Origin of the sequence: Pseudomonas sp. GL-R-26, assembly GCF_019947365.1 — a bacterium.
Classification (GTDB): domain Bacteria; phylum Pseudomonadota; class Gammaproteobacteria; order Pseudomonadales; family Pseudomonadaceae; genus Aquipseudomonas.
Genome location: NZ_JAGYGI010000048.1, coordinates 1 through 26,684, shown reverse-complemented (window position 1 = coordinate 26,684; position 26,684 = coordinate 1). Strand labels below are relative to the sequence as shown.

Genomic DNA, 26,684 nt, shown 5'->3' with positions numbered 1-26,684 from the left:
CTCCCCCAACTTACCCCTCGCTAAACAGTGCAACAACGGCGGCGTCTCGACCTTTAGAACGCCGGCACTGTGTCAATAAAAGGACTAATATTTTGAAAAAGTCGCTACTCGCACTTTCCCTCGGCCTGGCTGCAGGCGTGGCCGGCACTTCGGCATTCGCCAATACCGGCACCATCAACTTCGAGGGCCAGATCACCTCCGGTTCCTGCCCGATTGAAGTCGTCAACCCGGCGGACAACTCCATTGGCAACCAGGTAAAAATGGGCAGTGTTGCAGCCAGCCGTTTTACCGCGACCGGTCAGGAACACGGGGGCAAGAGCTTTGCGCTGCGCGTGCCGGACAATTCAGGCTGCAACATCACCGCGAACAGCAAGGCTAGCGTGAAGTTCAACGGCACCCCCGACCCTAGCGGCAGTTACTTTGCCTTGACCCCCACCCCAGACGCTGCCAAGGACGTGGTGATCGCTCTCAAGGATAGAAGCGGCACTCCACTGGTTCCGGGCACCTCATCACCCGATTACGACCTGAACGATTCCGGCCCGACCGACCTGCTGTTCTACGCAACCTACCGCTCGACAGCGACGACAGTGACGGCCGGTAGGGCTTCGGCCGACGTGCAGTTCGTCGTCGACATCAACTAATCCCCGCCCCCTGCCCTCCTTTGCCACCCACATCGCCAGGGAGGGCACCAAGCGCTGTCCAGCAGTCGCTTACACCTGAAAAAAGGTAATGAACCATGTTCGGTTTGATCAAGCAGGCGGCCGCTTCCCGGCCTGCCCTTGGCGTCTGCATGTCTGCAATCATGCTGGCGACCAGCATTCCCGCCGCCCAGGCCGCCTTGACACTCAGCGGCACGCGTGTGGTGTTTGAGAGCAACAAACGCAATACGTCATTGATAGTCGCCAACCCCAGCAAACGGATATACGCCGTGCAAACCTGGGTCAACACCGCCGCCGATGATGCAACCACGGCGGTGCCGTTCATGCCTTCCCCACCCTTGTTCCGGCTCAACCCCGGCAAGGAGCAACAAGTCCAGATCAATGGCCTGCCGAACGATCTGCCGACAGATCGGGAATCCTTGTTTTACTTCAATGTTCAGGAAATTCCGCAGGCCAATCCAGAGGCGGGCAATGTCCTGAACATCGCCCTGCGCACCCGAATCAAGCTGTTTTATCGCCCAAGCCAGCTCAAGGACAACCCCATGGCCCGGCTCAAGGACCTGCAGTGGTCCATTCGCCGGGCCGACGGCAAAACGCAGCTGGAGGTGTTCAACCCGACCCCCTTCCACGTGACGTTTGCCCGCCTTGCCGTCAAGGGTAATGACCACAGCCAACTTGTCGAGAAAGCCGAAATGGTGGCGCCACTGTCGCGGCAGACCTTTGTGTTGTCGGGAACAGTGCCTTCGAAGGGACTGCAGGTCGAGTTCTCGGCCATCAACGATTTCGGCGGTAATTCCGCACAGCTGAACCTGCCCGTTCAGATTACCCCTTGAGACAGTGCGCCCCCGACCATGACCATCCCCCTATCCTTTGAGTGCCGACGCACACCGCGGCTGCACCTTGTTCACGTGCTTGTGGTGGGTTACAGCGGCGCCACGCTCGCTGAGCCGAGGCTCGCACAGGCAGCCCCCCCTGTTGAATTTCAATCAAGCTTCATGCGCCAGAGCCCGGATCATGCAAGCAGTGCGGGCCAGCAAGCGCTACAGATCCTGGCTCAAACACACGATCTGGGACCGGGGCGCTATCTGGTCGAGATACAAGTCAACCTGTCGTACTTCGGCCAACGAGAAATCGAGTTCATCCTCAGCCCCCAGGGCAATCAACTGACGCCCTGCCTGAGCGCCGAACTGCTGGGTCAGATGGGTGTACGGCTCGACAGCATCGCCGAACCCGAGCGACTGACAACCCGTTGCGTCGATCTACAGGCAATGATCCCCGGCGCCGAAATCGACTTTGATGGCAGTCAGCTGTTACTGGCAATTTCCATCCCGCATATCGCCATGCGCCGTGATGTGCACGGTCAGATCGACCCCGAACGTTGGGACCACGGCATCAATGCCGCATTTGTCAACTATCAGGCGACGGCGCAGCAAGGCACCAACCGTTATCGCGGCCGGCAAAACACCGATGATCTGTATCTCAACAGCGGCATCAATCTGGGACCCTGGCGCTTGCGCAGTAACCAATCGTTGCGCCAGAACGACGACGGCAAGCGTGAATGGGCCCGTGCCTATGCCTATGCGCAACGCGACCTGCCCGGCACCCACGCCAACCTGACACTGGGCGAAACCTTCACCAGCGGCGACGTATTCAGAAGCCTGCCCATCAAGGGCGCGTTGATCGGTTCGGACATGGGCATGCTGCCGGATGTCCTGCAAGGGTACGCACCGGTGATCCGCGGCGTCGCACAAACACGTGCCAAACTTGAAGTTTTCCAGAACGGATATCCCATCTACACCACCTATGTCAGCCCCGGCCCATATGAAATCGATGACCTGAGTACCAATGGCGGAAGTGGCGAACTGGAGATCGTACTGACAGAGGCCGATGGTCAGGTCAGGCGCTTTACCCAATCCTTTGCCAGCGTCGGTAATCTGCTGCGCGAGGGCGTTTGGCGTTATAGCACAGCCCTGGGTCGCTACAACGGCGCGCAGAATCTCGAGCAGCCACTGCTCTGGCAAGGCACCCTGGCCATGGGAACGGGGTGGCACTCGACGTTGTATGGCGGCCTGATGGCCAGCGATTTCTACCGGGCCGGGACTGTTGGTGCAGCCCGGGATCTGGGTAGGTTCGGCGCCCTGTCTCTGGACCTCACGCACTCCAGTGCCGATATCGATACGCTGGATTCGCCACAGGTCCAAGGCATGAGTTATGCGCTGAAATACGGCAAGTCCTTCGCCTCCAACACCAATCTGCGTTTTGCCGGCTACCGCTACTCTACCGAAGGCTATCGGGACTTCGATGAAGCCGTGCGCCAGCGAAGCCATGACTCCCATTGGTACGGCAGCCGCCGCAGCCGGCTGGAAGCCTCGATCTACCAGAGCATCGGCGCCAGCAGTGCCTTGAGCCTGACGCTGTCACAGCAGGACTATTGGCAAAGCAGCCAAACACAGCGGCAATACCAACTCAACGCCAGTACCCAGTTCCAAGGCGTCGGTTTGAACCTGTTCGCGTCACAATCGCTCAACTCGTCCAGGGGCAACGACCGGCAGGTCGGCTTGAGCGTCACGATGCCGCTGGATTTCGGCCACTCGGCCAATGCAACGTTCGACGCCCAGAAAAATGGCGAACATTTTGCCCAGCGCGCCAGCCTCAGCGGCAGCACCGACCAAAACCGCCTCAATTACCAGGCATCGGTCAGCCATGAGGACAGTGGGCAATCGGCAGCACTGTCGCTCGGTTATCAGGCCCCCTTCGGCAGCCTTGGCGCCGGCCTGACCCAAGGCCAGGACTACCGTAACGTTTCACTCAATGCCAGCGGCGCGTTACTGCTGCATGCCGATGGTGTCGAGGCCGGGCCTTATCTGGGCGAGACTACCGCATTGGTGGAGGTACCCGGCATTGCCGGTGTCGGCGTATTGAATGCCGTCGGCGTCAAGACCAATGAACGCGGCTATGCCCTCGCGCCGCACCTGCGTCCCTATCGGAACAATCAACTGGTACTGCAAACCGATCAGTTGGGCCCCGAAGTAGAAATCGATAACGGCACCACTCAGGTCGTGCCAAGGCGCGGCGCCGTGGTCAAGGCCTCCTTCCCCGCGCGGACCGTCACCCGTCTGCTCATCACCGGGCGAACCGTCAGTGGTCAAACATTGCCGTTCGGCGCACAGCTGGCCGATGAAAAAGGCACGGTCATCGGCATGGTGGGTCAGGCGGGCCAGGTCTTGCTCTCGACCAGCGCCGAGCCCCAAGTGGTGAATGTGAGCTGGGGCGAGCACGTTGAACCTCAATGTCAATTGCACATCGACCCCCAGCAAATGGATCAGGCGCAAGGCTATCGAATGCAGGAGTTGACATGTCGCTGACCACTGCAAAATCGAAATACACGCCACGGGCCAAGCCCCTGACTGCCTGCCTGCCCCACTCGGGAGAAACAATATGAAACGTTCCTTACACTGTTTGACCGGGCTGCTGGGGCTCGCGGCCGGGTGCCAGGTGCATCTTGCCGCAGCGGCTAACAATACCTGCGAATGGGGCGCCAACGGGAGCGGGACAATGACGTTCATCCAGGACCTTGGAAGCGTTTACATCCCCCGGGATGCCCCTGTCGGCAGCATTATCGGCAGCCGACGGTTCAAGCGAACCGACAACAATGAAAGGCGCAACATTATGTGTGATAACGATGGCAGTGTTCGCCTGACCTTCAACGCACAAACCAGCGTGCCTCCTGTTCAGGGCCTGCCTTCCGGAAGCGGTACATACGGAGCGGTGCACACGCTGTTGCCCACCAACATTCCAGGGGTCGGAGCCAGATTTGAACTGGGATTCCCGTTCAATGGCAGTGCAACGAATGCATTCACCCCTGACACGGGAGATTCCACGGTTCCCTTCAGCGCCCACCATCAGCGTCCAATGGGACCAGCGCAGCTGAACTTCGCCAACCTTGAAAGCTACATCACGCTGATCAAGACGGGGCCCATTGCCCCTGGCCCACAAACACTGACCGGACAGGAACTGTTTAGCGGCGCCTTATCGGGTATCCCGGGCAAGAGCTTTCGGGTCGGACTGAGCGGCACGGTCATCCAGGCTCATTGCGGCAGCAACAAAGTCAGTGCCGACCCGGTACAGTTGGGAGACTGGAACCTTGCCGACTTTTCCGGCCCTGGTCATGTCACGAGCGCTGTTGCGTTCAACATCACCTTGAGTGCTTGCGTCGCGGACGACACCAACACCAACATCGCCACCGCCAATCTCCGCTTCGAGGGTAGCGGCGGGTCATCACCTGTCATCCCGGCAATTCCCGGCGTTTTCAGCCTGACTCCGGCGTCCGGTGCCAAAGGCATCGGTATTCAACTGCTCAGAGGGGACAGGTCGACACCCGTGGAGCTCAACACGGAAGTCCCGATACAGCAAATCACCACCGGTGACACCGTACTCGACTTTGCCGCGCGTTTTTACCAGATAGAGTCAAGAGCGAACGTCAAGCCGGGCGACGCCAAAGGTGCCTTGAACTTCACGCTGACCTACAAATAGCGCGCACCCGGCCCCGTTGATACGGGGCCCTGACTGCTGACGGCTAGTCAACTAAGGTCAATTGCAGCAGGGGAAAATTGGGCGCTGCCAAAGGCGGCCATGTTTGTCCGCCATCAAAGCTCAGATAGACCTTGCCCGTTAAAGGCGCATTGCGCCGCAGCGTATTGAGGAATGCCTTGGGGACTCTGATATCGGTACTGAAACCAATCCCGCCTACGACTTCCTGCGCCGTGATCGCACGTTTCCTGATCGCTTCGAACACCAGATCCCCCGATGTGCCGACTCCCGTCATGGTGATCATGATCCATTGATCCGTTGTGATTAAACTCCATTTAGCCAGCGTCAACCGGGCCCCCACGGGTGCAACCGCGCTATAACGCAGGTTGCCACCGGTCAGCCCGTCACATCGCACAGCCTCGAAGCGATTGCTCGGGATGGTTTGAACCTGAAGCTGGCGGCGGAAGGAAAAATGCTCCCCGTCCTGCTCGTCAATTACGCGGTATTGCACTGATAAGGTCTTGCCGATGTGAGCGGCCACTGCCTGCATGTCGACCTGATAGCGGCGCTGTCCCGGAGAGATGGGCTGCTCAATCCGACGTGCACCCAGGGTTCCGGGCTCACCCCACTGCACCCACATTCGTTCGCCTGGATAAATCACCGCGTCTACCGGGATTTCCACCACCGCACCTGTCGTAGCCAGCAATGGATCCAGCGTCTGTTGCTCTCCCGCGCCCGACGCTTTCTCAACGGTAGGCCATGGCAGGTTACGAGGTATCGGGGTCGCGGCAACGTCCAGCTCAACAGGATCGGAAGGCGGTCGACTCACGTTACCTGCACGGTCGGACACCTCGTACCAGGCATAACGCAGGCCGTCCTTGCGATCCCGTATCAATTGGCCCTCGATGGTGACTACCACGGGCAGCTCGTAGTTTTTTTCATCAAGTTCAATGACCCCCCCCTTATTCAGGTTGCCCCGGGTTTCCCCCCAATACCAGGTGATGCAGTCCCAGGGACGCGGCGTTGTATAAACAGGCAGGTCCACCTTTACCTCATCGTTGTTTTGTTCAAGGTAGCGAGCGGTGAGCGTGTTGGGCGGGAGTACGGCAGAAGGAAAAACAAATGCACTGGATGGATTGAGCAATGGCCCGTTTTTATCAACGGTGATCACGAGCGGATACGACTCATGAGGCGTCCCACTCCAGATCGTCACGATATAGCGAAGTTCGTGTACACCCGAGGGGAGCTTGTCTTCGCTGATGGCAACAAAAAGATCGCTGGGGGGGATGGGTGCGGTCCACTCCTTGCGGCCGATTTCAACGTCATTGAGGAGGATCTGGACTGACTCCGGATCCCCCACGGACGGTTGCGAGTTTTCCCATGGATCGAAGCACACCTTGAGTGGATTGTTCGGGTCACTCCAGGCCGTTCGGTGCAACAGATTGGTTTCCCCGCCCACGACATTGCTCAAGGGAGCAGGGACTGTGGTCGGTGGCGGCAGCGGCACAACGGTTTGCTCTGATGACATGGATATCTCCTGCGCCGAGTGCCGAACGCTGGAGACTCGCAGAGTCAAAGAGCCCCGAGCGCAATCAACACTCAGCTCCGTTTTCGGGAGCGCCGAGTGCCGTCATCAATGACGGCACTCGGCAGTAATGGCTGGCTACTTCAGAGGTTCAATTACCAGCTGTAACGCGCACCAACGTTGAAACCCCAAGGCTGCTCGATTTTGTCGCCGTTGCTGTAATCAAAATCGGCGTGCACCGAGACCTTGTCGGTCAGGGTCATGGCGACCCCCGCTCCCAGCTCACCACGGGAGCCCGAAAGATCGGTTTTAAACGGGTTGTTGTTGACCTCGACATCGTTGTTCTCGGCGAACTCATGCACATAAGCCGCCCGCAGGTACGGTTGCACGACTTTGCCTTCACCCAGATTGAAATTGCGTCCGGCTGTGGCACCGACCTTGCCGAGCAAGGAGCGCGCGCGATCACCCTCGGCGGACATGCCGTTGTCCAGGTTGTAACTGGCACCCTTGACGACTACACCCGAAAGCTGGGTAAAAGGCTCGACAAAGTAATCGTCGGCCAACTTGATATGCCGGCCGAATTCGAGCGACGCACCGACGCCATTGTTGTTGTAATCACCTTTGGCTTTTGTGCCGTCGCTGAGTCGTACGTCGGACTCATTCTGGAAGCGGTTGAACTTGAGCACGCCGTCGAAATAGTACCCGCTCGGCTCATCCAGCCAGGTGGTGTAGGCACCCAGATAGTAGCTATCAACCGTGCCACTGGAGCCACGGGCCATGTTCAGGTCGGACTTGCTGTAACCACCCAGCAGCCCCACCAACCACTGCCCGTCACCCAACGGCAAGGGAGCATCGGCACCGAACGACAACCCCTGCTGGGTTTGCTGGTAGGCCACACCAGAACTGGCGCTGACATCGAACTTGTTGCCATAGGCCCGAATCCATCCACCGGCCTTGCCGTTGTCCATGCGTACTTCGCCCATGCGACTGCGCAAAGTGCTCAGTTCACCGTACCAGACAGTAGGCGCGGCATTGAACAGCGCCATCACCGATTGAGTACCCGGGCTGATGGTTTTTGTAGCCGTATTCAGAAACCAGTCGTTGTCGCCCTGCTTGATCAGGTCGTAGGAAAACGCACCAAGGTCGACAGCACCGCCGGCCAGTTTGAACGTCGCATCCCCCGAGCCGATATGGACGACTGCGGTCGATGCCGGAGCCTGCGGTTCAGTGCCGCTGCTGTCGAGCGCTATCACATGGTTGCCGCTGGCGTTGCCGGTGACCGTAAGGGTATCGACCTGGCCGGTGGTGAAGTCGTGGTGCATGTAAAACGTACCGCCCTCCCCCGACAACGTTCCCACAGAGAGCTTGAAGAATTCCCCAGGGTTGCCGAACTGCACCCCGCCGCCATTCAAGGCCAGGTTTTCAACACTGCCATCGCCGACCATTATCCATCGGGCATCGCTGTTGACCGCCAGGTTCTGCACGTTTTCCAGGCGTCCGGTCAGGGTGGCGAAGTTTTCCAGGGTTACATTGGCGGTGCTGCTGCCATCGGCAACGATATCGCCCACCAGATGACTGTTACCTACACGCAGATTGCCTTCGGCGCCCCTGACGACTTCCATCAATACGCCATTGCTGCCCGTCAGGGTCGAGCCATCGAGTACGGCGATATTGGCCGATACGGTCCCAGTGCTCAGCGGGTCGACAATAATGGCCGAGCCGTCACGCCCGATGACGTGAGAGCCTCTGAGATTCAGCGTGCCGGGGGCATCAATCGCCGGATCGAAATTGATTTGAACACCGTTCTTGGCACCGACAATGGTGCTGTCATTGGCATTGACCGTACCATTGAACAAACGCAAGCCCGCTGCGCTGCCCCCCGTCACCGTACTGCCGGTCAGTGTCAGTGTGCTCATGGCATTGACCGTCGCTCCGTTTTGCCCACCGGAGATGGTGCTGCTGTTCACTTGCACGACAGAGCCTCTGGTGTTGGCGGCATCGTGACTGAGTACCAGGCCGATCCGGTCGCTGCTGATAGCGCTGCCGGTAATGGTGGCGGTGCCTGCATCCAGATGAATGCCATTGTTGGTTCCAGTGCCCTGCACTTGACTGCCGGTCAGGTTCAAGTTGGAACCACTGCTGACTCTAATATCTTGTGTCCGGGCGCCGTTGGCATTCAACGTGGCGGCGTTGATCAATCGATAACTGTCGAACGCAGCGCTGCCATCGATGCCGAGCGTTGTTGCATTGACCGTGCGAGTCGCTGATACAGCGTGCTCGCCGAGTAACATCAGCGGAGCGAAGGACAACAATTTCAAGATTTGAGACAGGGGGCTCAGGGTGAACAAACGCGTGCCAGCCATAACAGGCTCCATGATTTCTGGACGAAAAAAACCGGATCAGCCCTACAGGCTGTGATGATCCGAACTACAAAGACGACGCAGAATATCCAGTAACAACTGATTGAAATGCGGGAGTATCCTTAAGATCCTGTAGGATTTTTTACCACCGGTTTCGACGCCCATCGCCGAATCAAAGCGATGGGTCCGTGCCCCATGACACGGATCACCGAGGGTTTGCTCCTGCCTGTTTTCACTTCACGGAATGACACAAGTTCCCGATCCCGCCGAGAGCACCACCCGCGTGTCTGATGCTGGCGATGGCACGGGTACGCTGTCGACAACAAGGGTGTAAATCACTTCGCCCTTGCCTTCCTGATCAGTGGGGCCTCCCCAGGTCGGTAACAGGTGCGTGTCATAGGGCTCGATCAGCCACATCAAGCCGTTGGCTTCCTGCTCGGCCGTGACAGGACCAAGCGTTGCGGTCTTGCCGGCTCCCGGCACGGGTTGAGGGTTGGCATATGTGGTGTAGGCTTTCCACTCCACGCTCACCATCATCCCTTCCTTGAGATAGTCGCTGGCTGGAATAAGGTATTGGAAGCCCATCTTGCCGCCTTCTGTATGCAGCGATCGACAGGTCAATCTGCCGTTGATGAGATGTTGTGGCTGGGCAACCGGCAAGTTCACCGTCAGAAACTCGATTCCAACCTCGGTTGGGTCCTTTGGCTCTTGAGGGTTGGCGATGGCAGGATTGGACAGGGAGTACGTCACCGGCATTTTCGGATTGTTGCCTTGCCGGCGGATCACGTCCCAATCCAGTTCGATTCGAATCTCGTCGCCGGCGGTATCGTTGGCGATATTAATCACATAGGGGGCGCCGATTGGAACACCATTCCACAGCACCTGATATTTGTCGCCATCGGCAATTGGATCGACCAGTTCGATCACCGCTTCGATGAGCTCGTCCTCATCACTGGCAACCAATTTGTTGGCAACGTTTGATTTACCAAACACATCCAGCGGCAGCAGCAACGGGTTGCCAGGCCACGGATCGGGATTGCCAGGGCCTGTGGTTTCGAAATTGACCATCACCGTGCCGGACGCACCACCCAGTTCGAGTATGCCGCGGTACAACTTGTATTCAATGGGGGTGGAAACAGCTCCGGTCGCGGCGCCGTACTGGTCACGCATGTGTACCCAGCTAACACCGATACTGATGGTATTACCTGGGCTAGAACCGACCGGCGTCTTATAATCCAACGCTACCCCATTCCAGATGATCTCGACCTCATCGGTGCTCTTCGCATGCAGAATGCTGGCGAACTCGACGTGAACACCCTGAAGCGCGTCGTTTCGATCGACATAACCTTTGGGGACCGCTTCCGGCACACTCGGTGCGGGGTAGGGCGTTGGCGGAAGGGTGCCTAGCGCAACGGGGATCAAGTCATACAACGAAATCCTGCTGCGGTTACCCGCCTTGTCGAAAATGGTATAGCCACCACAGAACCCACCGTCACCCAGTGAGCGAATGAGCGCAACCGGGAACTTCACCTTTCGGTCCGGCCCCAACTCGACCACGGCAATCGGAACAATATCGTTCGGGTCTTCGGGTAGCCGGTCCTTCATCCAGGCAAAGGCCACCCTGTCGCCTTGCGCAGCCCCGGCCCAGACGGGGATGGTGCCATCAACGTCCGTCAACCCGGCAAGTTTGTCCTCAGTAAAGGGCGGTGCAATTGAAAATGTAATCTTGTCAGGTGCCGCTGTACCGTTGGGCGGGGTCTTGTCGATAAAGACCGGTACATCTACCGACCAGGCAGACGTCCCGACCCAGTTCACATGCTCGTAGCGGATATTGAATGCCCCCTCGTTTTCAGGCTTCAACAAAAATGCAGCCGGGAGGGTGATCGGCAAAGGGAAAGTCGACGTACCGTGGGTGTAGGTGACAGTTGCAACATCTTCGTATTCATCACTGCCAGGCCGCGCAATCTGGAGTATCACGCTTTCAGTTTCACCGTCATCAGTTGGTAGCGTTGCCCAGGCTTTAATCTCCAGTCCGATTCCGGCATCCAGTGACGCCCGAGGGAACAGGCCTGGCGGGTTTCCGGGCATCGTTACAGTACTGACATCCGGCTCGTCGAACGCCAATGGGCCATTGCGCCCGGGTACACGTTGACTCCATGCGGCTAATGATTGCTTGCTGTCTTGACTCGCCATGACATCGTTCTCCCATGAACAACACTTCGACCCTTGCGCACGCAATGGCCACCAAGCCTGTCTGGCAGATCGAGACATCGGGTAAGCACAACACTGTCCCTTCGCTCTGCTCGGTAACTGGACCTTGAGCGAATTAAACGGCAGTTTTTTACAACGCGATACTGTCAAAGTTGACAGGTACCCGCGCTTTTTTTTGCACGATGCAGTGCGTTTAAACGAGATTGAAACGGGCAATGGGACGCTCAAGCCGAAGTAAAAAAACTCAGGCCCGCCGCCCTTCAAGCATGTTCGTTACACACATCACGATACGTCGGCAGGCATCCGCCAGCTTCGGCCGGTCCACCACCAGGCCGATGCGAATATGCCCGGCCGCACTTGGCCCGAAGGCCTCCCCGGCCAGCACCGACACGCCATAGCCGTCCAGCAGTCGCTCGGCAAAATGCTGGGCCGACAACCCGGTCTGGCGCACGTCGACCATCACGAACATGCCGCCATCGGGGCGAATCGCCCGGATGCCAGGGCACAGGTCCAGGCTGGCACACACCAGGTCGCGACGCAGGCGATATTCCTCTCGCATCTGCGCCACGTGTGGCAGGTTTTCATCCAGCGCCAATTGCGCGGCGTTCTGGATGAAATCCGGAATGCCGAACAGCATGCACAACGACAGATTCACCAAATGTTCACACAGCGATTGCGGCCCGATCACCCAACCCACCCGCCAGCCACTCATGGCATGGGATTTCGACAGGCTGTTGATGGTCGCCGTGCGCTCGGCCATGCCCGGCAAACTCGCGGGGCTGATGTGTTCGCCCTCGAACAGCAACTCGCTGTACACCTCGTCGCTGATCAACCACAGGTCGTGGCGAATGCACAATGCGGCCAGCGCTTTCCAGGTCGTCAGCGGCAGGTTGGCGCCGGAGGGGTTGTTCGGACTGTTGAGCAACATCGCGCGGGTGTTCGGTGTGATCAGTGCCGCGACATCCGCCGGATCGACCCGAAAGCCATTCTGCGAACGCACCGGCACCGGCACCACTTTCGCCCCGCAGGCACCGAACACGCCCTCGTAGGTCACGTACATAGGTTCGGCGACGAGCACTTCGTCCCCCGGATCGAGCAGGCATTGCACGACCGAATACACCGCGCACTGCGCCCCGGGGAAGACGATCACGTGCTGCGCATCCACTGCCTGGCCACTGCGCTGGCGATGATGCCGGGCGATGCTGTCGCGCAAACCCTGGCTGCCGCGCACCGCCGGGTAGTGCGTGTCGCCGGCCAGCAAACTGTCGATGGCCGCATGCACGATGGGTTGTGGGGTGTCGAAGTCCGGGTCGCCGATCGACAGCAGCAAGACATCGACACCCTGCTCGCGCAGCGCCAGCGCTCGATCGTGAATCTGCCAGGCCGCCGCTCCGTCACCGGCGATTCGTTGGGTCAAGGCTGAGTAGCGCATGGCGTTCTCCTGTCGCGCGTATTCCTGGCGACAACCCTATCTCAAATCGCGCAATACGGCACCTTGCCAGCACTTGTTTAATGGTGTTTAAGGTTACTTCATGAAAGCCACAGGACCTTGCGCCATTGCCTACGCTTACGCCAGAATCCGCCGGCTTGTGCGCCTGGGGGGCCATCGGTAACTTGATTCGCGTCACTGCTCATCAGTGATCGGGTTTAGTCGCCCGGCTAAGGTAAAGCGGTCGCACAAGCATCATCAGTCAGGTTTTTGCCTGCGCTTGATGGTAGCTGTGCGCTTGGCGTCCTCGGGCGCGCCGGTTTTGCTTTCCTTGCCGGTCGACTAACTTGCGCACAGCTGCCACCCCCGGTTCACTGTTTACCGTGAACCCTGAAGTGACGACCGAAACCCTGGTGGTTTACCTGGTGGAAACGCTGGCGTCAGTCGACGTGATGGTCCATCAGTTGGTGGATCATCTGGATGGGGGATCGCGCAATGCGCTGCTGGGGATTTCCAACAGCGTGATGCTGGCGGAGATCACGGCGAACCGGGTGCTGGATCAGATTGACCCGCCTGAGTAGGAATGGATGAACCTGTAGGAGCGAGCCTGCTCGCGATAGCGGACTGTCAGTCAACATCAATGCTGACTGATACACCGCCATCGCGAGCAGGCTCACTCCTACAGGTTTTGTGGTGTTCAAACGTTTACCGGCTGGCCACCCGCCAGACCCGCGCCAAATCGGTCGCCCGCTCACGCAGCAAACGCGGCGCCTCGGCGCAGGCCTGCTCAAGGGTCATCGGCCCGCTCGCCAGGGCAAACGCAGCGTCGATGCCATGCTCGTACAGTGCCTGATAGCCCTCGCCCAACGTACCGGCGATGACGATGACCGGCACGCCGTGTTCCCGGGCGACCCGCGCCACACCAAAGGGCGTCTTGCCGCGCAGGGTTTGCGCATCGAAACGCCCTTCACCGGTGATCACCAGGTCGGCGCCTGCAACGGCGTCGGCCAGGCCCACGAGTTCGGCTACCACTTCAACGCCCGCCTTGAATTGCGCACCGAGGAACGCCTTGGCAGCAAACCCCAGGCCGCCCGCCGCGCCACTGCCCGGCTCGTCGCGCACGTCCTTGTTCAAGGCTTGCGCGCAATGGTCGGCAAAGTGCCCCAGGGCGCGGTCCAGTTGCTCGACCTGCACGGGCGAGGCGCCTTTTTGCGGGCCGAAGATCGCCGAGGCACCGTGGGGGCCGCACAGAGGATTGTTGACGTCGGCGGCGATGTCGAAGCGCACCTGGGCCAGGCGCGGATCAATCTCGCCCAGGTCAACACGGGCCAACTGCGTTAGGGCGAGGCCGCCCGGTGACAGCGTCTGCCCCTGGAAGTCGAGGAGTTTCACGCCCAAGGCCTGCATGGCACCGGCGCCGCCGTCATTGGTCGCGCTGCCGCCAATCGCCAGGATCACCCGTTGTGCACCGGCATCCAGTGCGGCGCGGATCAATTGCCCGGTCCCGAAGGTGCTGCTGATGCACGCATCCCGTTGCGCCACCGGGACCAATTGCAAACCGCTGGCCTCGGCCATTTCGATGATCGCGGTGTGGCTCTGGGGCAACCAGCCCCAGGCTGCATTCACCGTAGCCCCTAAAGGCCCGCGCACCTCATTGCGGCGCAGTTCGCCATCGCACGCCGCCAGGATCGACTCGACAGTCCCTTCCCCGCCGTCGGCCATCGGGCATTTGATCAATTGGGCATCAGGCCAGACCTGGGCCAATCCCAATGCAATGGCATCGGCCACGCCTTGGGCGCTGAGGCTGTCCTTGAACGAGTCGGGGGCGATCACGATTTTCATGGGAATTCTCCAGTTCCAATGCCCACATGCTGCCAGCCGCCATGAACAATAACGCCGGGCCGCTGCACAAGCGGTGTTGAGGATTATTGTTCATTTCCACAAAGCCCGTGGAGGAACGCATTCCCTGTAGGAGCGAGCCTGCTCGCGATGGCGGAGTGTCAGCGACATCAATGCTGACTGATACGCCGCCATCGCGAGCAGGCTCACTCCTACAGGGGCATTGCCTGGCTCACAGGCTAGTGTCTGTCTGGGGCAGCAATTGCACACCCAGATACAACGCCAGCATGCCGTCCAGCCGCAACGGATCAACCCCGCTCAGCTCGGCAATCCGTTCCATGCGATAGCGCAGGCTGTTGCGGTGGATGCCCAGTGCATCGGCGCAGGCCTGGCTCTGGCCATCGTGTTCGCACCAGCTGCGCAGGGTTGCCAACAGCTGACCGTTGTTGTCCTTGGCAATAACCTTGCGCAGCGGATTGAGCAATTCGTCGAGGGCGTCGTCGTTGCGGTGGCGCCACAGCATCACCGGCAGCCGATAGCGATTGAGCGTCAGCAATCGGGAGCGCGGCAACACTTCGCGCCCGTAGGCCAGCAAGTCACCGACCCGGCGATAGCAGCGACGCAAGCCCGAAAGGCCATCGGCCTGCCCACCCACGGCAATGCGCAGGATGTTCCAGCCCAGGCCGTCGAGCTTGTCCAGCAAGCGCTCGTTCTCCACCGTCTGGCTCGCCGGTCGGCACCAGAGCAAAGAGGTCTTGGCCGAGCTCACGCACCAACTGTCGGGGTGACGGCTCGTCAACCAGGCGCTGAGTGCCTCGACGGTTTGCCCCGGAGCGTGCTCCAGGCCCAGTTCGAACAGGTACGGCACCCGGGTCATCTGGGGCTTGAGGCCCAACTGCTGCGCTTCATCGACCAGGCGCGGAGCATCCCCGGCTTCGCTGAGCAACAACGCCAGCAGATCATCGCAGCGCTGGCGCCGCCATTGTTGTTCGGCCTGCTGGTTGCGCTGGCCCACCAACATTTCGGCGGTCATGCGCACCAGCTCGGCGTAGGTGCGCAGTTGCTCGGGTTCGCCAGTGATACCCAGTACGCCGATCAGGCGCTGATCGAGCATCAGCGGCAGGTTGATGCCCGGCTGCACGCCCTTGAGATGAATCGCCGTCTGCGCATCGATCTCCACCACCCGGCCATTGGCCAAGACCAGTTGCGCGCCTTCATGCCGGGTGTTGACCCGCTCCGGCTCGCCGCTGCCCAGGATCAAGCCCTGGCTGTCCATGACATTGACGTTGTACGGCAGGATGGCCATCGCCCGGTCGACGATGTCCTGGGCCAGGTCGTGATCGAGTTCGAACATGCAAGTGATCCTTGAAGACAGTGATGGAACGGGTTGTTCACCCGCACAGGCCTTGGTTGCAAACCCTGTGCTCAGGCACAAAGACAGCCACCCTGAGGGTGGTCGAGACTCTGGGGGCGATCAACGTTACCCTTTGCATCGCAAAAAATCATAATAAAGAGAGAGCCGCCATGACACAGAGCGCCGTAGCGTCCGACGCCATCGCTGACGACAAAAACGCCGTCTACAAGCGCATCACCCTGCGCTTGATCCCCTTCATTTTCATCTGCTACCTGTTCAACTACCTCGACCGGGTGAACGTTGGGTTTGCCAAACTGCAGATGCTCGACGCGCTGAAGTTCAGCGAGACCGTGTACGGCCTCGGCGCCGGCATCTTCTTTATCGGTTACGTTCTGTGCGGCGTGCCAAGCAACCTGGCGTTGACCAAATTCGGCCCACGGCGCTGGATCGCGCTGATGATGATCACCTGGGGTAGCCTGTCGACCTGCCTGCTGTTCGTCACCACGCCGACCGAGTTCTATACCCTGCGCCTGTTCACCGGCGCGGCCGAAGCCGGGTTCTTCCCGGGCGTGGTGTTGTATCTCTCGCAGTGGTTCCCGACCTTCCGCCGTGGCCGCATCATGGCCTTGTTCATGTCGGCGATCCCGGTCTCCGGCCTGCTCGGCAGTCCGTTCTCCGGCTGGATTCTCAACCACTTCGGCGCAGGCCAAGGTGGTTTGGCTGGCTGGCAGTGGATGTTCATGCTGCAAGGCATTCCCACCGTCATCCTCGGTGCGCTGGCTTACTTCCTGCTCAGCGACAGCTATGCGAACGCCAAGTGGCTGACCCCGTTCGAGCGCTCGGTGCTGGAAGCCGACCACGCCGAAGATCTGGCGAACAAGCCGAAAACCACGACCGATTCGCTGCTGGCGGTGTTCAAGAACCCGGCGATCTGGGCTTTCGGCCTGATCTACTTCTGCATCCAGAGTGGCGTGTACGCAATCAACTTCTGGTTGCCATCGATCATCAAGAACCTGGGCTTCAGCGATAACCTGGTGATCGGCTGGCTCAGTGCGATTCCGTACCTGCTGGCTGCGGTGTTCATGCTGATGGTGGGCCGTTCGGCGGACCTGCGCCAGGAACGTCGTTGGCATTTGGTGGTGCCGATGCTGATGGGGGCACTGGGTCTGCTGATCGCGGTGAACTTCGCCGCCAACCCGGCCATCGCGATTCTCGGCCTGACCATCGCCACCATGGGCGCCCTCACCGGCCTGCCAATGTTCTGGCCGGTGCCGACCGCCCTGCTCAATGCCGGCGCGGCGGCTGGCGGCCTGGCGCTGATCAACTCGATGGGGCAGATGGCCGGCTTCCTCAGCCCGTACCTGGTGGGTTGGGTCAAGGACAGCACCGGCTCGACCGATGCGGCGTTGTACCTGTTGGCGGGTGTGATTGTCTGCGGCAGTTTGCTGGCGTTGCGCATGACCCGTACCCTGCGCGTCTAAGCACCACCCATTTCTCCTGTAGGAGCGAGCCTGCTCGCGATAGCGGTTTCACAGTCAACATGGATGTTGGCTGATACTCCGTCATCGCGAGCAGGCTCACTCCTACAGTTGATTGGAGTGTGTTTGAGATTTGCGTTTGCTCCCGGCAATGGTTCTGGTATCTGATTGAGCCTTTCCCACTGGTAAAAGGATTTGCTCATGAGCTACCGCACGCTGGGTCATTCGGGTCTGCAGGTGTCCACCCTGACCCTGGGCACCATGATGTTCGGCGAACAGACCAGCGCCGAAGATTCCCTGCGAATCATCGACAAGGCCTGGGACCAGGGCATCAATTTCATCGACACCGCCGACGTCTATACCAACGGCCGTTCCGAGGAGATCGTCGGCGAGGCCATCGCCAGCCGTCGCCATGAATGGGTACTGGCCACCAAGGTCGGCTTCGGTCCCGTGGACGGCGTCCCCAACCGCAGCGGCCTGAGCCGCAAGCATCTGTTCAACGGCATCGATGCCAGCCTGACGCGCCTGGGCACCGACTATCTGGACATCTATTACCTGCATCGCGAAGACCACAATACGCCGCTGGAGGTCACGGTATCGGCCATCGGCGACTTGATCCGCCAGGGCAAGATCCGTTACTGGGGCCTGTCCAACTACCGTGGCTGGCGCATCGCCGAAGTCATTCGCGTGGCCGACAAGCTCGGCGTTGACCGGCCGGTGATCAGCCAGCCGCTGTACAACATCGTCAACCGCCAGGCTGAAACCGAGCAGATCACCGCGGCGCAAAACTACGGTCTGGGCGTGGTGCCCTACAGCCCGCTGGCGCGCGGGGTGCTCAGCGGCAAATACGCACCGGATGTAAAACCTGATGCCAACAGCCGTGCCGGACGCCAGGACAAACGCATCCTGGAAACCGAATGGCGCGTCGAGTCCCTGCGCATCGCCCAGCAAATCCAGCAATACACCCAGGAGCGCGGTGTGGGCATCGTCGAGTTCGCGATTGCCTGGGTGCTGAACAACAGCGCCGTGACCTCGGCCATTGTCGGGCCGCGTACCGAAGCGCAGTGGGACGCCTACACTAAGGCGCAGGCGGTGAAGATCACGGCCGAGGACGAGGTGTTCATCGATTCGCTGGTGACACCGGGGCATGCGTCGACACCGGGGTTCAATGATGTGAGCCATTTTGTGTCGGGGCGTACACCGCGCACTCCCTGAATCAACACAGAACCCATTGTAGGAGCGAGCCTGCTCGCGATAGCGGTACTACATTCAACAGAGATGTTGGCTGAAAGATCGCTATCGCGAGCAGGCTCGCTCCTACAGTTGGACCGTGTTGATTGATTGGTCAATATTCGACGCTAAAACCACGTATCCTCCGCACCCCGTTTCACCTTCAACCTCGCGAGGACAGCTTGTCTAAAGGTATCGCTCTATCGGTTTCAGCCTCGGTGCTGTTTGCCGTCATGTATTACTACACGTCGCTGCTCACCCCCTTGAGCGGCGTGGAAATCTTCGGTTGGCGCATGCTGCTGACTGTCCCGTGCATGACCGTGTTCATGGTGGTGTCCGGGGAGTGGAAACGCGTGCTGGAGATCGTTCGGCGCGCCAAGGCCAATCCGAAACTGATGGGCGCGTTGATCGCCTCCTCTGCCCTGCTCGGTGTGCAGCTGTGGCTGTTCATGTGGGCGCCGTTGAACGGCTACAGCCTCGACGTATCACTCGGCTATTTCCTGCTGCCGCTGACCATGGTCCTGACCGGTCGCCTGGCCTACGGCGAACGCCTGTCCTATCTGCAAAAAGTCGCGGTGGTGTTCGCCTGCCTGGGGGTGGTCAACGAGGTGTATCAGGTCGGTGGTTTTTCCTGGGCGACCTTGCTGGTCTGCATCGGCTATCCGACCTACTTCGTCCTGCGCAAACGGCTGGCGGCGGACAACCTCGGCGGGTTATGGCTGGACATGGCATTGACCCTGCCGGTAGCGTTCTGGTTCGTCCAGAGCGGTGCGCAAGGTTTCGGAGTGTTTGAACAGCATCCATGGTTGTCGCTGTTGATTCCGATGCTCGGCGTGATCAGCGCATCGGCACTGGTGGTCTACATCATTGCCAGTCGCCTGCTGCCGTTCAGCCTGTTCGGCTTGTTGAGCTACGTCGAACCGGTGTTGCTGCTGGGCGTGGCGTTGTTGCTTGGGGAGAGCATCAAGGCCGGTGAATGGCTGACCTACATTCCGATCTGGATGGCCGTGTTGGTGCTGGTGTTCGAAGGGTTCAAGCATCTGGTCCGCCAGCGCAGACCTTAAGGCCACGTAAAACAAATGTGGGAGCGAGCAGGCTCGCTCCCACAGTTTTATCGGTGTAACGGCTTAGTCGGTGGAGAGAACACCACGACGAACCTGGTCACGCTCGATGGATTCGAACAGCGCCTTGAAGTTACCTTCGCCGAAACCGTCGTCGCCCTTGCGCTGGATGAACTCGAAGAACACCGGCCCCATCAGGGTTTCCGAGAAGATCTGCAACAGCAGACGCTTGTCGCCCGAATCGGACGAACCGTCCAGCAAAATGCCCCGCGCCTGCAGTTCGCCCACCGGCTCGCCGTGGTTCGGCAAACGGCCTTCGAGCATTTCGTAGTAGGTTTCCGGCGGCGCGGTCATGAAGCGCATGCCGATGCTTTTCAGGTGGTCCCAAGTCTTGAGCAGATCATCGGACAGGAACGCAACGTGCTGGATGCCCTCGCCGTTGAACTGCATCAGGAACTCTTCGATCTGGCCGGCGCCCTTGGACGACTCTTCGTTCAGCGGGATGCGGATCATGCCATCGGGTGCGGTCATGGCCTTGGAGGTCAGGCCGGTGTATTCACCCTTGATGTCGAAGTAGCGGATTTCGCGGAAGTTGAACAGCTTCTCGTAGAAGTTGGCCCAGTAGGCCATGCGACCGCGATACACGTTGTGGGTCAGGTGATCGATGATCTTCAGGCCGGCACCGACCGGATGGCGGTCGACGCCTTCGATGAACACGAAGTCGATGTCATAGATCGAGCTGCCTTCGCCGAAACGGTCGATCAGGTACAGCGGCGCACCACCGATGCCTTTGATCGCCGGCAGGTTCAGCTCCATCGGGCCGGTTTCGATGTGGATCGGCTGGGCGCCGAGTTCCAGGGCACGCTTATAGGCTTTTTGCGAATCCTTGACGCGAAACGCCATGCCGCACACCGACGGACCGTGCTCGGCCGCGAAGTACGAGGCGACGCTGTGGGGTTCGTTGTTGAGGATCAGGTTGATCGCGCCCTGGCGATACAGGTGCACGTCCTTGGAACGGTGGGTCGCCACCTTGGTGAAGCCCATGATCTCGAAGATCGGTTCCAGGGTGTTCGGGGTCGGCGATGCGAGCTCGATGAATTCAAAGCCCATCAGGCCCATTGGGTTTTCGTATAAATCTGCCATGGTCGGCGCCTCATCATTTTTTTATCAATTAACAAAGGTTAGTTGTAAGCAATGCTGAGACCGGTGGGTGGCGCACAGGAGATACCCCGCACACTGCGGGCGAGAAAGTCACCGTAGATCAGTTGAAACCCGAATATCTTCATTTTCGACCCAAGGCTCTTGCGGGCGAGGCTTCTGCTGCCAGAAGACGATTATTATTGTATGCGTAACCCGATTCTACACAGCGTAAATCAGTTTGTCCGCCTTCTGTATCAAATCCCCTTTTTCCATAGCCGCGCAAGGGGTTTGTTGCAGAGGAAAATCCCCGCCAGAATCAGCCCGCCACCCAGGCACATGGCCAGCGTCAGCGGCTCATCCAGCAGCAGCGCGCCAAGGACCACCGCCGTCAACGGGTTCAAGGCAATGAACACCCCGGAACGGGTCGCGCCGATCTTGCGGATGCCGTCGTAGTAGCCAATGTACGCCAGCGCCGATCCCAGCACGCCCAGGTACAAAAGGCTCAACCATTGCTGCGTACCCAGTTGGGCGATCGCGGCGACACTCACCTCTCCGCGCACGATGCTGGTGGTCCAGAGCATGACGGTGCCCAGCAGGATCGACCAGGTCACGGTTTGCACCGGTCCCAGGCTGTGGTTCAGCTCTCTGGAGAACAGCGAGTAGACACCCCAGCCGAGGACGCAGCCGAAAATCAGCAGGTCGCCGAGCCAGGCACCGGCACCGCCGGCCAGTAGTTGCGGGTCGCGACTGACGATCACCATGCTCGCGCCCGCCATGCAGATTGCAATGCCGACGACTTTGGCCCGGTTCAAACGCTCCTTGAACAGCAGCCAGGAAGCGAGGCCGATCACCGCCGGATTCAGCGCCACGATCAAGGACGCCCGTGAAGCGCTGATGTAATGCAGGCCGTAAAAGAAGCACAGGTTGTAGAAAAAGATCCCGAAAAAGCCAAGCAATGACAGTTGCAGCCATTGCCGGGGGTTGGGCCGGACCAGCGGTGTGCGCGCCATGCTTATAAACAGCAGCAACGCCAGGCTGGCCAGGAGAAACCGCAGGCTGGCCGCCAGTAACGGGCTGAGGCTACCAGCCAGATAGCGTCCGGCGACGAAGGTGCCACCCCACACCATGGTGACCGCCGCCAGTTTCAGATACACCGGCAGATCCGAGGGTTTTGCCCGGCTTTGCTCACAGATCGTCATGGATTCCAGGACCGGATGTTGGAGAGATGCCGTATCATTCAGCTAATACCCAGTCATCGTAAAATGAGCAAACACTCATGACCTTCACTCAACTGGAGATTTTCTCCCTGGTGGCCGAACTCCACGGTTTCACGGCAGCGGCCAATCGCCTGGGTATTTCCCAATCGGCGGTGTCCCATGCGTTGAAGTCCCTGGAACTGGAGTTGGGTGTCGAACTGTTGCGCCGCCATCAATCCCAGGTCGAACTGAGCGACATTGGCCAGCAGTTATTGCTGCGCGCCCGGGCGATGCTCGGCCTGGCCAACACCCTGCGCCAGGAAGCGGCCGATGCGCGGGGCATGAAACGCGGCACGCTGCGCATCGGCTCCTTCGGCCCGACCTCTTCGATCAAATTGCTGCCGTTGATTCTGCAGCAGTACCGCGCAGACCATCCCGGCATCGAGGTGCATATCGACGAAGGCCCCGACCGCCAGGTGCTCCAGTGGCTGGAGGAACGACGGATCGACATCGGCTTTGTGGTATTGCCCGAGGAGCGTTTCGACACGGTCGCGCTGATCGAAGACCAGATGGTTGCGCTGCTGCCCGCCGGCCACCCGTTGGCGATTCACGACAGCCTGAGCCTGAAGGACCTGTGCGATTTCCCGTTCGTGCTGACCGAGGCCGGTTCTTCGGAGCTGGTTTCACGCCTGTTCACGGCGGCCCGACTGACGCCCAACATCCGTTATCGCTGCTCGCAGTTGATCAGCACCCTGGATGTCGTCGCTCGTGGCGACGCAGTGACGGTGGTTGCCGAAGGTTCATTGCCCGAACAGATTGACCGCCGCTGGGTGAAAAAACCACTGTCGCCGGCAGTATTGCGGCAGGTCGGCCTGGCAGTGCTCGATCGACGCCAGGCATCACCGGCGACACTGGCCTTTATCAAGCTGGCCGAAAGCCTTGACTTGCGTTGAGCCGCATAACCGCCAACGGCCAACTATCATTGGCCATACCCGAACTCTTCATGGGAGGCGTTTTGCCCTGCCATCATTTGAGAGCCTTACTACTTCGTGACAGGACTCGCGAATGCCGCTGAAAGCCAAAACCCGCAGTCGCAGAAAAAAAATTGCGGTCACCCTGATCAGTGGATTGCTCCCGGTACTGCTGGGGGCTGCCATTCTTTACCTGCAAGCAGGGCGTGCGCTCCAACAAGACACCCAGCAAACCGCCGAAGAAGCGATTCGCCAGTTCGACCTGATGCTCGACAGCACCGCCCAGGCCGCTCGTGAATTGCTGCCGCTGGCGGGCCAAAGTTGCAGTGACGTCAAACTGGCGCTGCGCGAGCAGGTCACCCGCCGCCCCTTCGTGCGCTCAACCAACCTGGTGTGGGACAACAACCTCTATTGCAGCTCTCTGTTCGGCGACTACCAGGAGACGGTCAACCCCGGTGACTACACCCAGGGCGCCTTATGGCTCATGAGCGGCAATCCGGTAACGCCCAACACCGCCTTGCTGGTGTACCGCCTGAGCGAAGGAAAAAAAGGCGCGTTGACGACCATCGATGGTTATCACTTGAGCAATATCCTGCGCCTGATCGGCCGCAAGACCTTGCTGTTGCTGCAAGTCGGCCCGGACTGGTTGTCCGCCGACGGCAAGTTTCATACGGGCGCTGCGCCCGAGTTGCCCGTTGCGCAAAGTCGTTTGACCTCCGGGCACTATGCTTTTGCCGTGGAAGCCGGTTTCCCCAAAGGCGAAACCTGGCGCTACATGAGCAGCGAATATCCACCGCTGTTTAGCCTGCTGATTTTCTTCGGTGTGATTGCCGGGGCAATCGGTCACTTCCTGCAAAAACGCTCATCGTCACCCACCTATGAAATGCAGCGGGCACTGGAAGCCAAAGAGTTCATTCCGTATTTCCAGCCCGTGGTGCATGGCGACAGCAAAAGCTGGTCCGGCGCTGAAGTGCTGATGCGCTGGCAACATCCGAAGGAAGGCCTGGTGCGTCCGGACCTGTTCATTCCGTTCGCCGAACACTCCGGGCTGATCGTACCGATGACCCGCTCGCTGATGCGACAAACCGCCGCCCTGCTCGCACCGCAATCGGCCAGCTTCAACAAGCCGTTTCACATTGGCATCAACATCACCGCCAGCCATTGCCAGGACCTGGAACTGGTCAAGGATTGCCGCGAGTTCCTCGATGCCTTCGAGCCGGGCTCGATCCATCTGGTACTGGAGTTGACCGAACGTGAACTGATCGAGCCCACGGCCATTACCCTGCAACTGTTCGAGCAACTTCGCGAACTGGGCGTGAAAATCGCCATCGACGACTTCGGCACGGGCCACTCAAGCCTTGGCTACCTGCGGCAGTTCAATGTCGATTTTCTGAAAATCGACCAGAGTTTTGTCGCCATGATCGGCGTCGACACACTCTCGAGCCACATCCTCGACAGCATCATCGAACTGGCGGTCAAACTCGACCTTGCCCTAGTGGCCGAAGGTGTCGAAACCCGTGAGCAGAGTGATTACCTGAGCGTTCACCAGGTCAACTTCCTGCAAGGTTATCTGTTCGGAAAACCCATGCCTGGCGCGGAATTCATTAGTGCATTAAGCGACCATTAACTCGCGAATTTAATCGCCAAAACAAACGATTAGCCGCACCAATTTGAATCAAAACACTACTGACGTTACATGAAGAAAAAGACAGGATTTACTCTTGGCCAATTAACTACTACAATTTTTCATGCCTGCGCTAAATTGGCAGGTGAGCCACTATCACCGAGTCGCTTCAAGGCTCTTGGCTTATAGCTTTGTTTGCGGTTGGTATCAGCCAAACACACTATTGGAGTAAAGATATTGTCCAGACTCGCTGAATTTCGTGCAGCCGAAAAGGCCCTTCAAGAACAGCTCAAGCAGTTGGAATCCCTGAAGAACGATGCCGGGCTCAAGAAAGAAATCGAATTCGAAGAAAAGCTCCAGGGCTTGATGAAAACCTATGGCAAGAGCCTGCGCGACATCATCGCCATTCTCGACCCTAACCCGGCAAAATCCGGCCTGCAGCAGGCAGCACCTAAAACCCGCCGCGCCCGTGTGGTCAAGGTTTATCAGAACCCGCACACCGGCGAGCTGATTGAAACCAAGGGCGGCAACCACCGCGGCCTGAAAGCCTGGAAAGAACAGTACGGTGCAGCCACCGTTGATTCCTGGCTGCGCGGCTAACTCTCGCGGCGACAAAAAAGCCCTGCTCATGCAGGGCTTTTTCATGGGCCATCTAAAACCCGAGGCGGACACCGCACAATTACCCGACTGCCACCAACTTTGTGCTTAATCCATTTGGATATCTAAAATTTTCTTCATGCATCGAAAAAGCACTGTCGCTTACTAAAGTTTCAAGCTGTTACGGGCTGCGTCTATTTCATCCTGGCTCGTCTTATAAGCCTCGGCCTGCCCTGCGTAGGAAAGAACATAGGCTTTATCGGCATCCACTGCGGCCACCAATGTTTGCGAAAGCACATGCCGGCCGTTTTGCGTGATGGTGCAGGTTGTTTCCAGCGCTGCCAATCGACTCAAGGTAGTCGAATGAATGCGCGTGCAGACACTTTGATACCCGCCCTGAAAGAAGTCTTTTTGAACCGACTTGCGCATCTCCAGCAATACGCCTTCGAGGTTTACCTGATGATCGCTTTGCACCGGGCTCATGGTCAGTTCCATCACCATGAGCGGCGATCCATTCTGATCATTTTTCACCGCCCGCTGGCGACTGACTCCCGACGCCGATTCAGGCACTTCTTCGACCTGCCAGCCTTGCGGCCAGGTGATTACTGGCGCATCGGCGCGAACAACGCCAGCCAGCGAAAACACGCTCAGCAGGATGAACAGCACGTTACGAAATCGAATCATTGCAATGGGCACTCAAGGATCAAGCCGTAAAGTCTGGGCCCAGGCCGGCTGTCAGGCAATAGCGGACTGTTTGGGTTTGGCGATGTCCGAACCCTTGCGTATCATTGTCGCCATTCGTTAGCCCACATATTTCCCGGAGGGCCCATGAGCCTGCACGAATTGAACACCTTCCCCGGCGTCACCGCCGAACCGGACGCTGCCACACAGAAATTTGTCTTCAACCACACCATGCTGCGGGTCAAGGACATCACCAAGTCCCTGGACTTCTACACACGCATTCTAGGCTTTACCCTGGTGGAAAAACGCGACTTCCCGGAAGCCGAGTTCAGCCTGTATTTCCTGGCGCTGGTGGACAAGAACCAGATCCCGGCCGACGCCGCTACGCGCACCGAGTGGATGAAATCGATCCCCGGCATCCTGGAGCTGACCCACAACCACGGCACCGAGAACGATGCGGATTTCGCCTACCACAATGGCAACACCGACCCGCGCGGTTTCGGCCACATCTGCATCTCGGTACCAGACATCGTCGCCGCCTGCGAGCGCTTTGAAGCACTGGGCTGCGATTTCCAGAAGCGCCTGAGCGATGGCCGCATGAAGAGCCTGGCGTTCATCAAGGATCCGGACGCCTACTGGGTCGAGATCATTCAGCCGGCTCCGTTATAAAGCAATCGAGTAGGAGGCGGATTTACATCCGCCGTCCTCTCACACCACCGTACGTACGGTTCCGTATACGGCGGTTCAGGTTAAGCGGTTAAGCCGGGTTATCGTGTCCAGTATTGAGACCAGCCTGAGT

General features: G+C 59.1%; 20 protein-coding genes and 1 pseudogene. 12 read left to right on the top strand and 9 right to left on the bottom strand.

The window, feature by feature from the left end:
- The first annotated feature begins 92 nt into the window (after window positions 1–92).
- The 4 genes from KGA96_RS28250 (at window position 93) to KGA96_RS28235 (ending at window position 5,192) form a co-directional block, all read left to right on the top strand.
- Window positions 93–641 carry a fimbrial protein gene (locus tag KGA96_RS28250; RefSeq protein WP_046043801.1) on the top strand — a complete coding sequence of 183 codons (549 nt, stop codon included), beginning with the start codon at window positions 93–95 and terminating at the stop codon, window positions 639–641.
- Between the two features lie 95 nt (window positions 642–736).
- On the top strand, window positions 737–1,492 hold the full coding sequence (locus KGA96_RS28245; RefSeq protein WP_046043802.1) for a molecular chaperone: 756 nt from the start codon (window positions 737–739) through the stop codon (window positions 1,490–1,492).
- A gap of 18 nt (window positions 1,493–1,510) precedes the next feature.
- Window positions 1,511–4,024: a fimbria/pilus outer membrane usher protein gene (locus KGA96_RS28240; RefSeq protein ID WP_046043804.1), complete on the top strand. Its 2,514-nt coding sequence runs from the start codon at window positions 1,511–1,513 to the stop codon at window positions 4,022–4,024.
- A 73-nt stretch (window positions 4,025–4,097) separates the two neighbouring features.
- Entirely contained in the window at window positions 4,098–5,192 is a 1,095-nt protein-coding gene (locus KGA96_RS28235; RefSeq protein WP_223515823.1) for a fimbrial protein, read from the top strand.
- Window positions 5,193–5,235: 43 nt separating this feature from the next.
- On the opposite strand, the gene KGA96_RS28230 is transcribed toward KGA96_RS28235, so the two are convergent.
- The 4 genes from KGA96_RS28230 to KGA96_RS28215 form a co-directional block, all read right to left on the bottom strand.
- A complete protein-coding gene (locus KGA96_RS28230) occupies window positions 5,236–6,717 on the bottom strand; it encodes a hypothetical protein (protein ID WP_223515820.1) in 1,482 nt (493 codons plus the stop codon).
- Between the two features lie 152 nt (window positions 6,718–6,869).
- Window positions 6,870–9,077, bottom strand: coding sequence for an autotransporter outer membrane beta-barrel domain-containing protein (locus KGA96_RS28225; protein WP_223466106.1), 2,208 nt, complete (start codon window positions 9,075–9,077; stop codon window positions 6,870–6,872).
- A gap of 234 nt (window positions 9,078–9,311) precedes the next feature.
- The gene (locus KGA96_RS28220; RefSeq protein WP_223515817.1) at window positions 9,312–11,267 is read right to left on the bottom strand and encodes a hypothetical protein; all 1,956 of its coding nucleotides are present in this window, start codon (window positions 11,265–11,267) and stop codon (window positions 9,312–9,314) included.
- Window positions 11,268–11,529: 262 nt separating this feature from the next.
- Window positions 11,530–12,717, bottom strand: a complete 1,188-nt coding sequence (locus tag KGA96_RS28215; protein WP_223515814.1) for a pyridoxal phosphate-dependent aminotransferase — start codon at window positions 12,715–12,717, stop codon at window positions 11,530–11,532.
- Between the two features lie 350 nt (window positions 12,718–13,067).
- Between KGA96_RS28215 and KGA96_RS28210 the strand changes: the two are divergent.
- A pseudogene (locus KGA96_RS28210) lies at window positions 13,068–13,295 on the top strand (DUF6124 family protein); the annotation flags it as partial.
- A gap of 124 nt (window positions 13,296–13,419) precedes the next feature.
- Here KGA96_RS28210 and KGA96_RS28205 read toward each other — a convergent pair.
- Window positions 13,420–14,556, bottom strand: coding sequence for a glycerate kinase (locus KGA96_RS28205; RefSeq protein ID WP_223515813.1), 1,137 nt, complete (start codon window positions 14,554–14,556; stop codon window positions 13,420–13,422).
- Between the two features lie 229 nt (window positions 14,557–14,785).
- A complete protein-coding gene (locus tag KGA96_RS28200) occupies window positions 14,786–15,907 on the bottom strand; it encodes a sugar diacid recognition domain-containing protein (RefSeq protein ID WP_046043813.1) in 1,122 nt (373 codons plus the stop codon).
- 170 nt (window positions 15,908–16,077) lie between these two features.
- Here KGA96_RS28200 and KGA96_RS28195 point away from each other — a divergent pair, with 170 nt between their 5' ends.
- The 3 genes from KGA96_RS28195 to rarD all read left to right on the top strand — a co-directional run bounded on the left by KGA96_RS28195 (window position 16,078) and on the right by rarD (window position 19,679).
- Window positions 16,078–17,388, top strand: a complete 1,311-nt coding sequence (locus KGA96_RS28195; RefSeq protein ID WP_223515811.1) for an MFS transporter — start codon at window positions 16,078–16,080, stop codon at window positions 17,386–17,388.
- A gap of 198 nt (window positions 17,389–17,586) precedes the next feature.
- Window positions 17,587–18,600, top strand: a complete 1,014-nt coding sequence (locus KGA96_RS28190) for an aldo/keto reductase (protein WP_223515809.1) — start codon at window positions 17,587–17,589, stop codon at window positions 18,598–18,600.
- Between the two features lie 197 nt (window positions 18,601–18,797).
- On the top strand, window positions 18,798–19,679 hold the full coding sequence (rarD, locus tag KGA96_RS28185) for an EamA family transporter RarD (RefSeq protein ID WP_046043816.1): 882 nt from the start codon (window positions 18,798–18,800) through the stop codon (window positions 19,677–19,679).
- 63 nt (window positions 19,680–19,742) lie between these two features.
- On the opposite strand, the gene hppD is transcribed toward rarD, so the two are convergent.
- Together hppD and KGA96_RS28175 are read right to left on the bottom strand one after the other, a co-directional pair.
- The gene (hppD, locus tag KGA96_RS28180) at window positions 19,743–20,819 is read right to left on the bottom strand and encodes a 4-hydroxyphenylpyruvate dioxygenase (protein WP_223466111.1); all 1,077 of its coding nucleotides are present in this window, start codon (window positions 20,817–20,819) and stop codon (window positions 19,743–19,745) included.
- Window positions 20,820–21,070: 251 nt separating this feature from the next.
- On the bottom strand, window positions 21,071–22,015 hold the full coding sequence (locus KGA96_RS28175) for a DMT family transporter (protein WP_223515808.1): 945 nt from the start codon (window positions 22,013–22,015) through the stop codon (window positions 21,071–21,073).
- Window positions 22,016–22,092: 77 nt separating this feature from the next.
- On the opposite strand from KGA96_RS28175, the gene KGA96_RS28170 reads away from it, so the two are divergent.
- The 3 genes from KGA96_RS28170 to KGA96_RS28160 all read left to right on the top strand — a co-directional run bounded on the left by KGA96_RS28170 (window position 22,093) and on the right by KGA96_RS28160 (window position 25,207).
- Window positions 22,093–22,965 carry a LysR family transcriptional regulator gene (locus KGA96_RS28170; protein ID WP_046043821.1) on the top strand — a complete coding sequence of 291 codons (873 nt, stop codon included), beginning with the start codon at window positions 22,093–22,095 and terminating at the stop codon, window positions 22,963–22,965.
- 112 nt (window positions 22,966–23,077) lie between these two features.
- Complete coding sequence (locus tag KGA96_RS28165) at window positions 23,078–24,610, top strand: EAL domain-containing protein (RefSeq protein ID WP_223515806.1); 1,533 nt, start codon at window positions 23,078–23,080, stop codon at window positions 24,608–24,610.
- Between the two features lie 234 nt (window positions 24,611–24,844).
- Window positions 24,845–25,207 carry a histone-like nucleoid-structuring protein, MvaT/MvaU family gene (locus KGA96_RS28160; RefSeq protein WP_008065377.1) on the top strand — a complete coding sequence of 121 codons (363 nt, stop codon included), beginning with the start codon at window positions 24,845–24,847 and terminating at the stop codon, window positions 25,205–25,207.
- A 162-nt stretch (window positions 25,208–25,369) separates the two neighbouring features.
- On the opposite strand, the gene KGA96_RS28155 is transcribed toward KGA96_RS28160, so the two are convergent.
- A complete protein-coding gene (locus KGA96_RS28155) occupies window positions 25,370–25,888 on the bottom strand; it encodes a DUF4946 domain-containing protein (protein ID WP_046043826.1) in 519 nt (172 codons plus the stop codon).
- Window positions 25,889–26,032: 144 nt separating this feature from the next.
- Here KGA96_RS28155 and gloA point away from each other — a divergent pair, with 144 nt between their 5' ends.
- Window positions 26,033–26,554 carry a lactoylglutathione lyase gene (gloA, locus tag KGA96_RS28150; protein WP_046043827.1) on the top strand — a complete coding sequence of 174 codons (522 nt, stop codon included), beginning with the start codon at window positions 26,033–26,035 and terminating at the stop codon, window positions 26,552–26,554.
- Window positions 26,555–26,684 lie beyond the last annotated feature (130 nt).

Coding starts and splice junctions, on each gene's coding strand:
- KGA96_RS28245 (WP_046043802.1), top strand. CDS start 737: ATGTTCGGTTTGATCAAGCAGGCGGCCGCTTCCCGGCCTGCCCTTGGC.
- KGA96_RS28240 (WP_046043804.1), top strand. CDS start 1,511: ATGACCATCCCCCTATCCTTTGAGTGCCGACGCACACCGCGGCTGCAC.
- KGA96_RS28235 (WP_223515823.1), top strand. CDS start 4,098: ATGAAACGTTCCTTACACTGTTTGACCGGGCTGCTGGGGCTCGCGGCC.
- KGA96_RS28230 (WP_223515820.1), bottom strand. CDS start 6,717: ATGTCATCAGAGCAAACCGTTGTGCCGCTGCCGCCACCGACCACAGTC.
- KGA96_RS28225 (WP_223466106.1), bottom strand. CDS start 9,077: ATGGCTGGCACGCGTTTGTTCACCCTGAGCCCCCTGTCTCAAATCTTG.
- KGA96_RS28220 (WP_223515817.1), bottom strand. CDS start 11,267: ATGGCGAGTCAAGACAGCAAGCAATCATTAGCCGCATGGAGTCAACGT.
- KGA96_RS28215 (WP_223515814.1), bottom strand. CDS start 12,717: ATGCGCTACTCAGCCTTGACCCAACGAATCGCCGGTGACGGAGCGGCG.
- KGA96_RS28205 (WP_223515813.1), bottom strand. CDS start 14,556: ATGAAAATCGTGATCGCCCCCGACTCGTTCAAGGACAGCCTCAGCGCC.
- KGA96_RS28200 (WP_046043813.1), bottom strand. CDS start 15,907: ATGTTCGAACTCGATCACGACCTGGCCCAGGACATCGTCGACCGGGCG.
- KGA96_RS28195 (WP_223515811.1), top strand. CDS start 16,078: ATGACACAGAGCGCCGTAGCGTCCGACGCCATCGCTGACGACAAAAAC.
- KGA96_RS28190 (WP_223515809.1), top strand. CDS start 17,587: ATGAGCTACCGCACGCTGGGTCATTCGGGTCTGCAGGTGTCCACCCTG.
- hppD (WP_223466111.1), bottom strand. CDS start 20,819: ATGGCAGATTTATACGAAAACCCAATGGGCCTGATGGGCTTTGAATTC.
- KGA96_RS28175 (WP_223515808.1), bottom strand. CDS start 22,015: ATGACGATCTGTGAGCAAAGCCGGGCAAAACCCTCGGATCTGCCGGTG.
- KGA96_RS28170 (WP_046043821.1), top strand. CDS start 22,093: ATGACCTTCACTCAACTGGAGATTTTCTCCCTGGTGGCCGAACTCCAC.
- KGA96_RS28165 (WP_223515806.1), top strand. CDS start 23,078: ATGCCGCTGAAAGCCAAAACCCGCAGTCGCAGAAAAAAAATTGCGGTC.
- KGA96_RS28155 (WP_046043826.1), bottom strand. CDS start 25,888: ATGATTCGATTTCGTAACGTGCTGTTCATCCTGCTGAGCGTGTTTTCG.
- gloA (WP_046043827.1), top strand. CDS start 26,033: ATGAGCCTGCACGAATTGAACACCTTCCCCGGCGTCACCGCCGAACCG.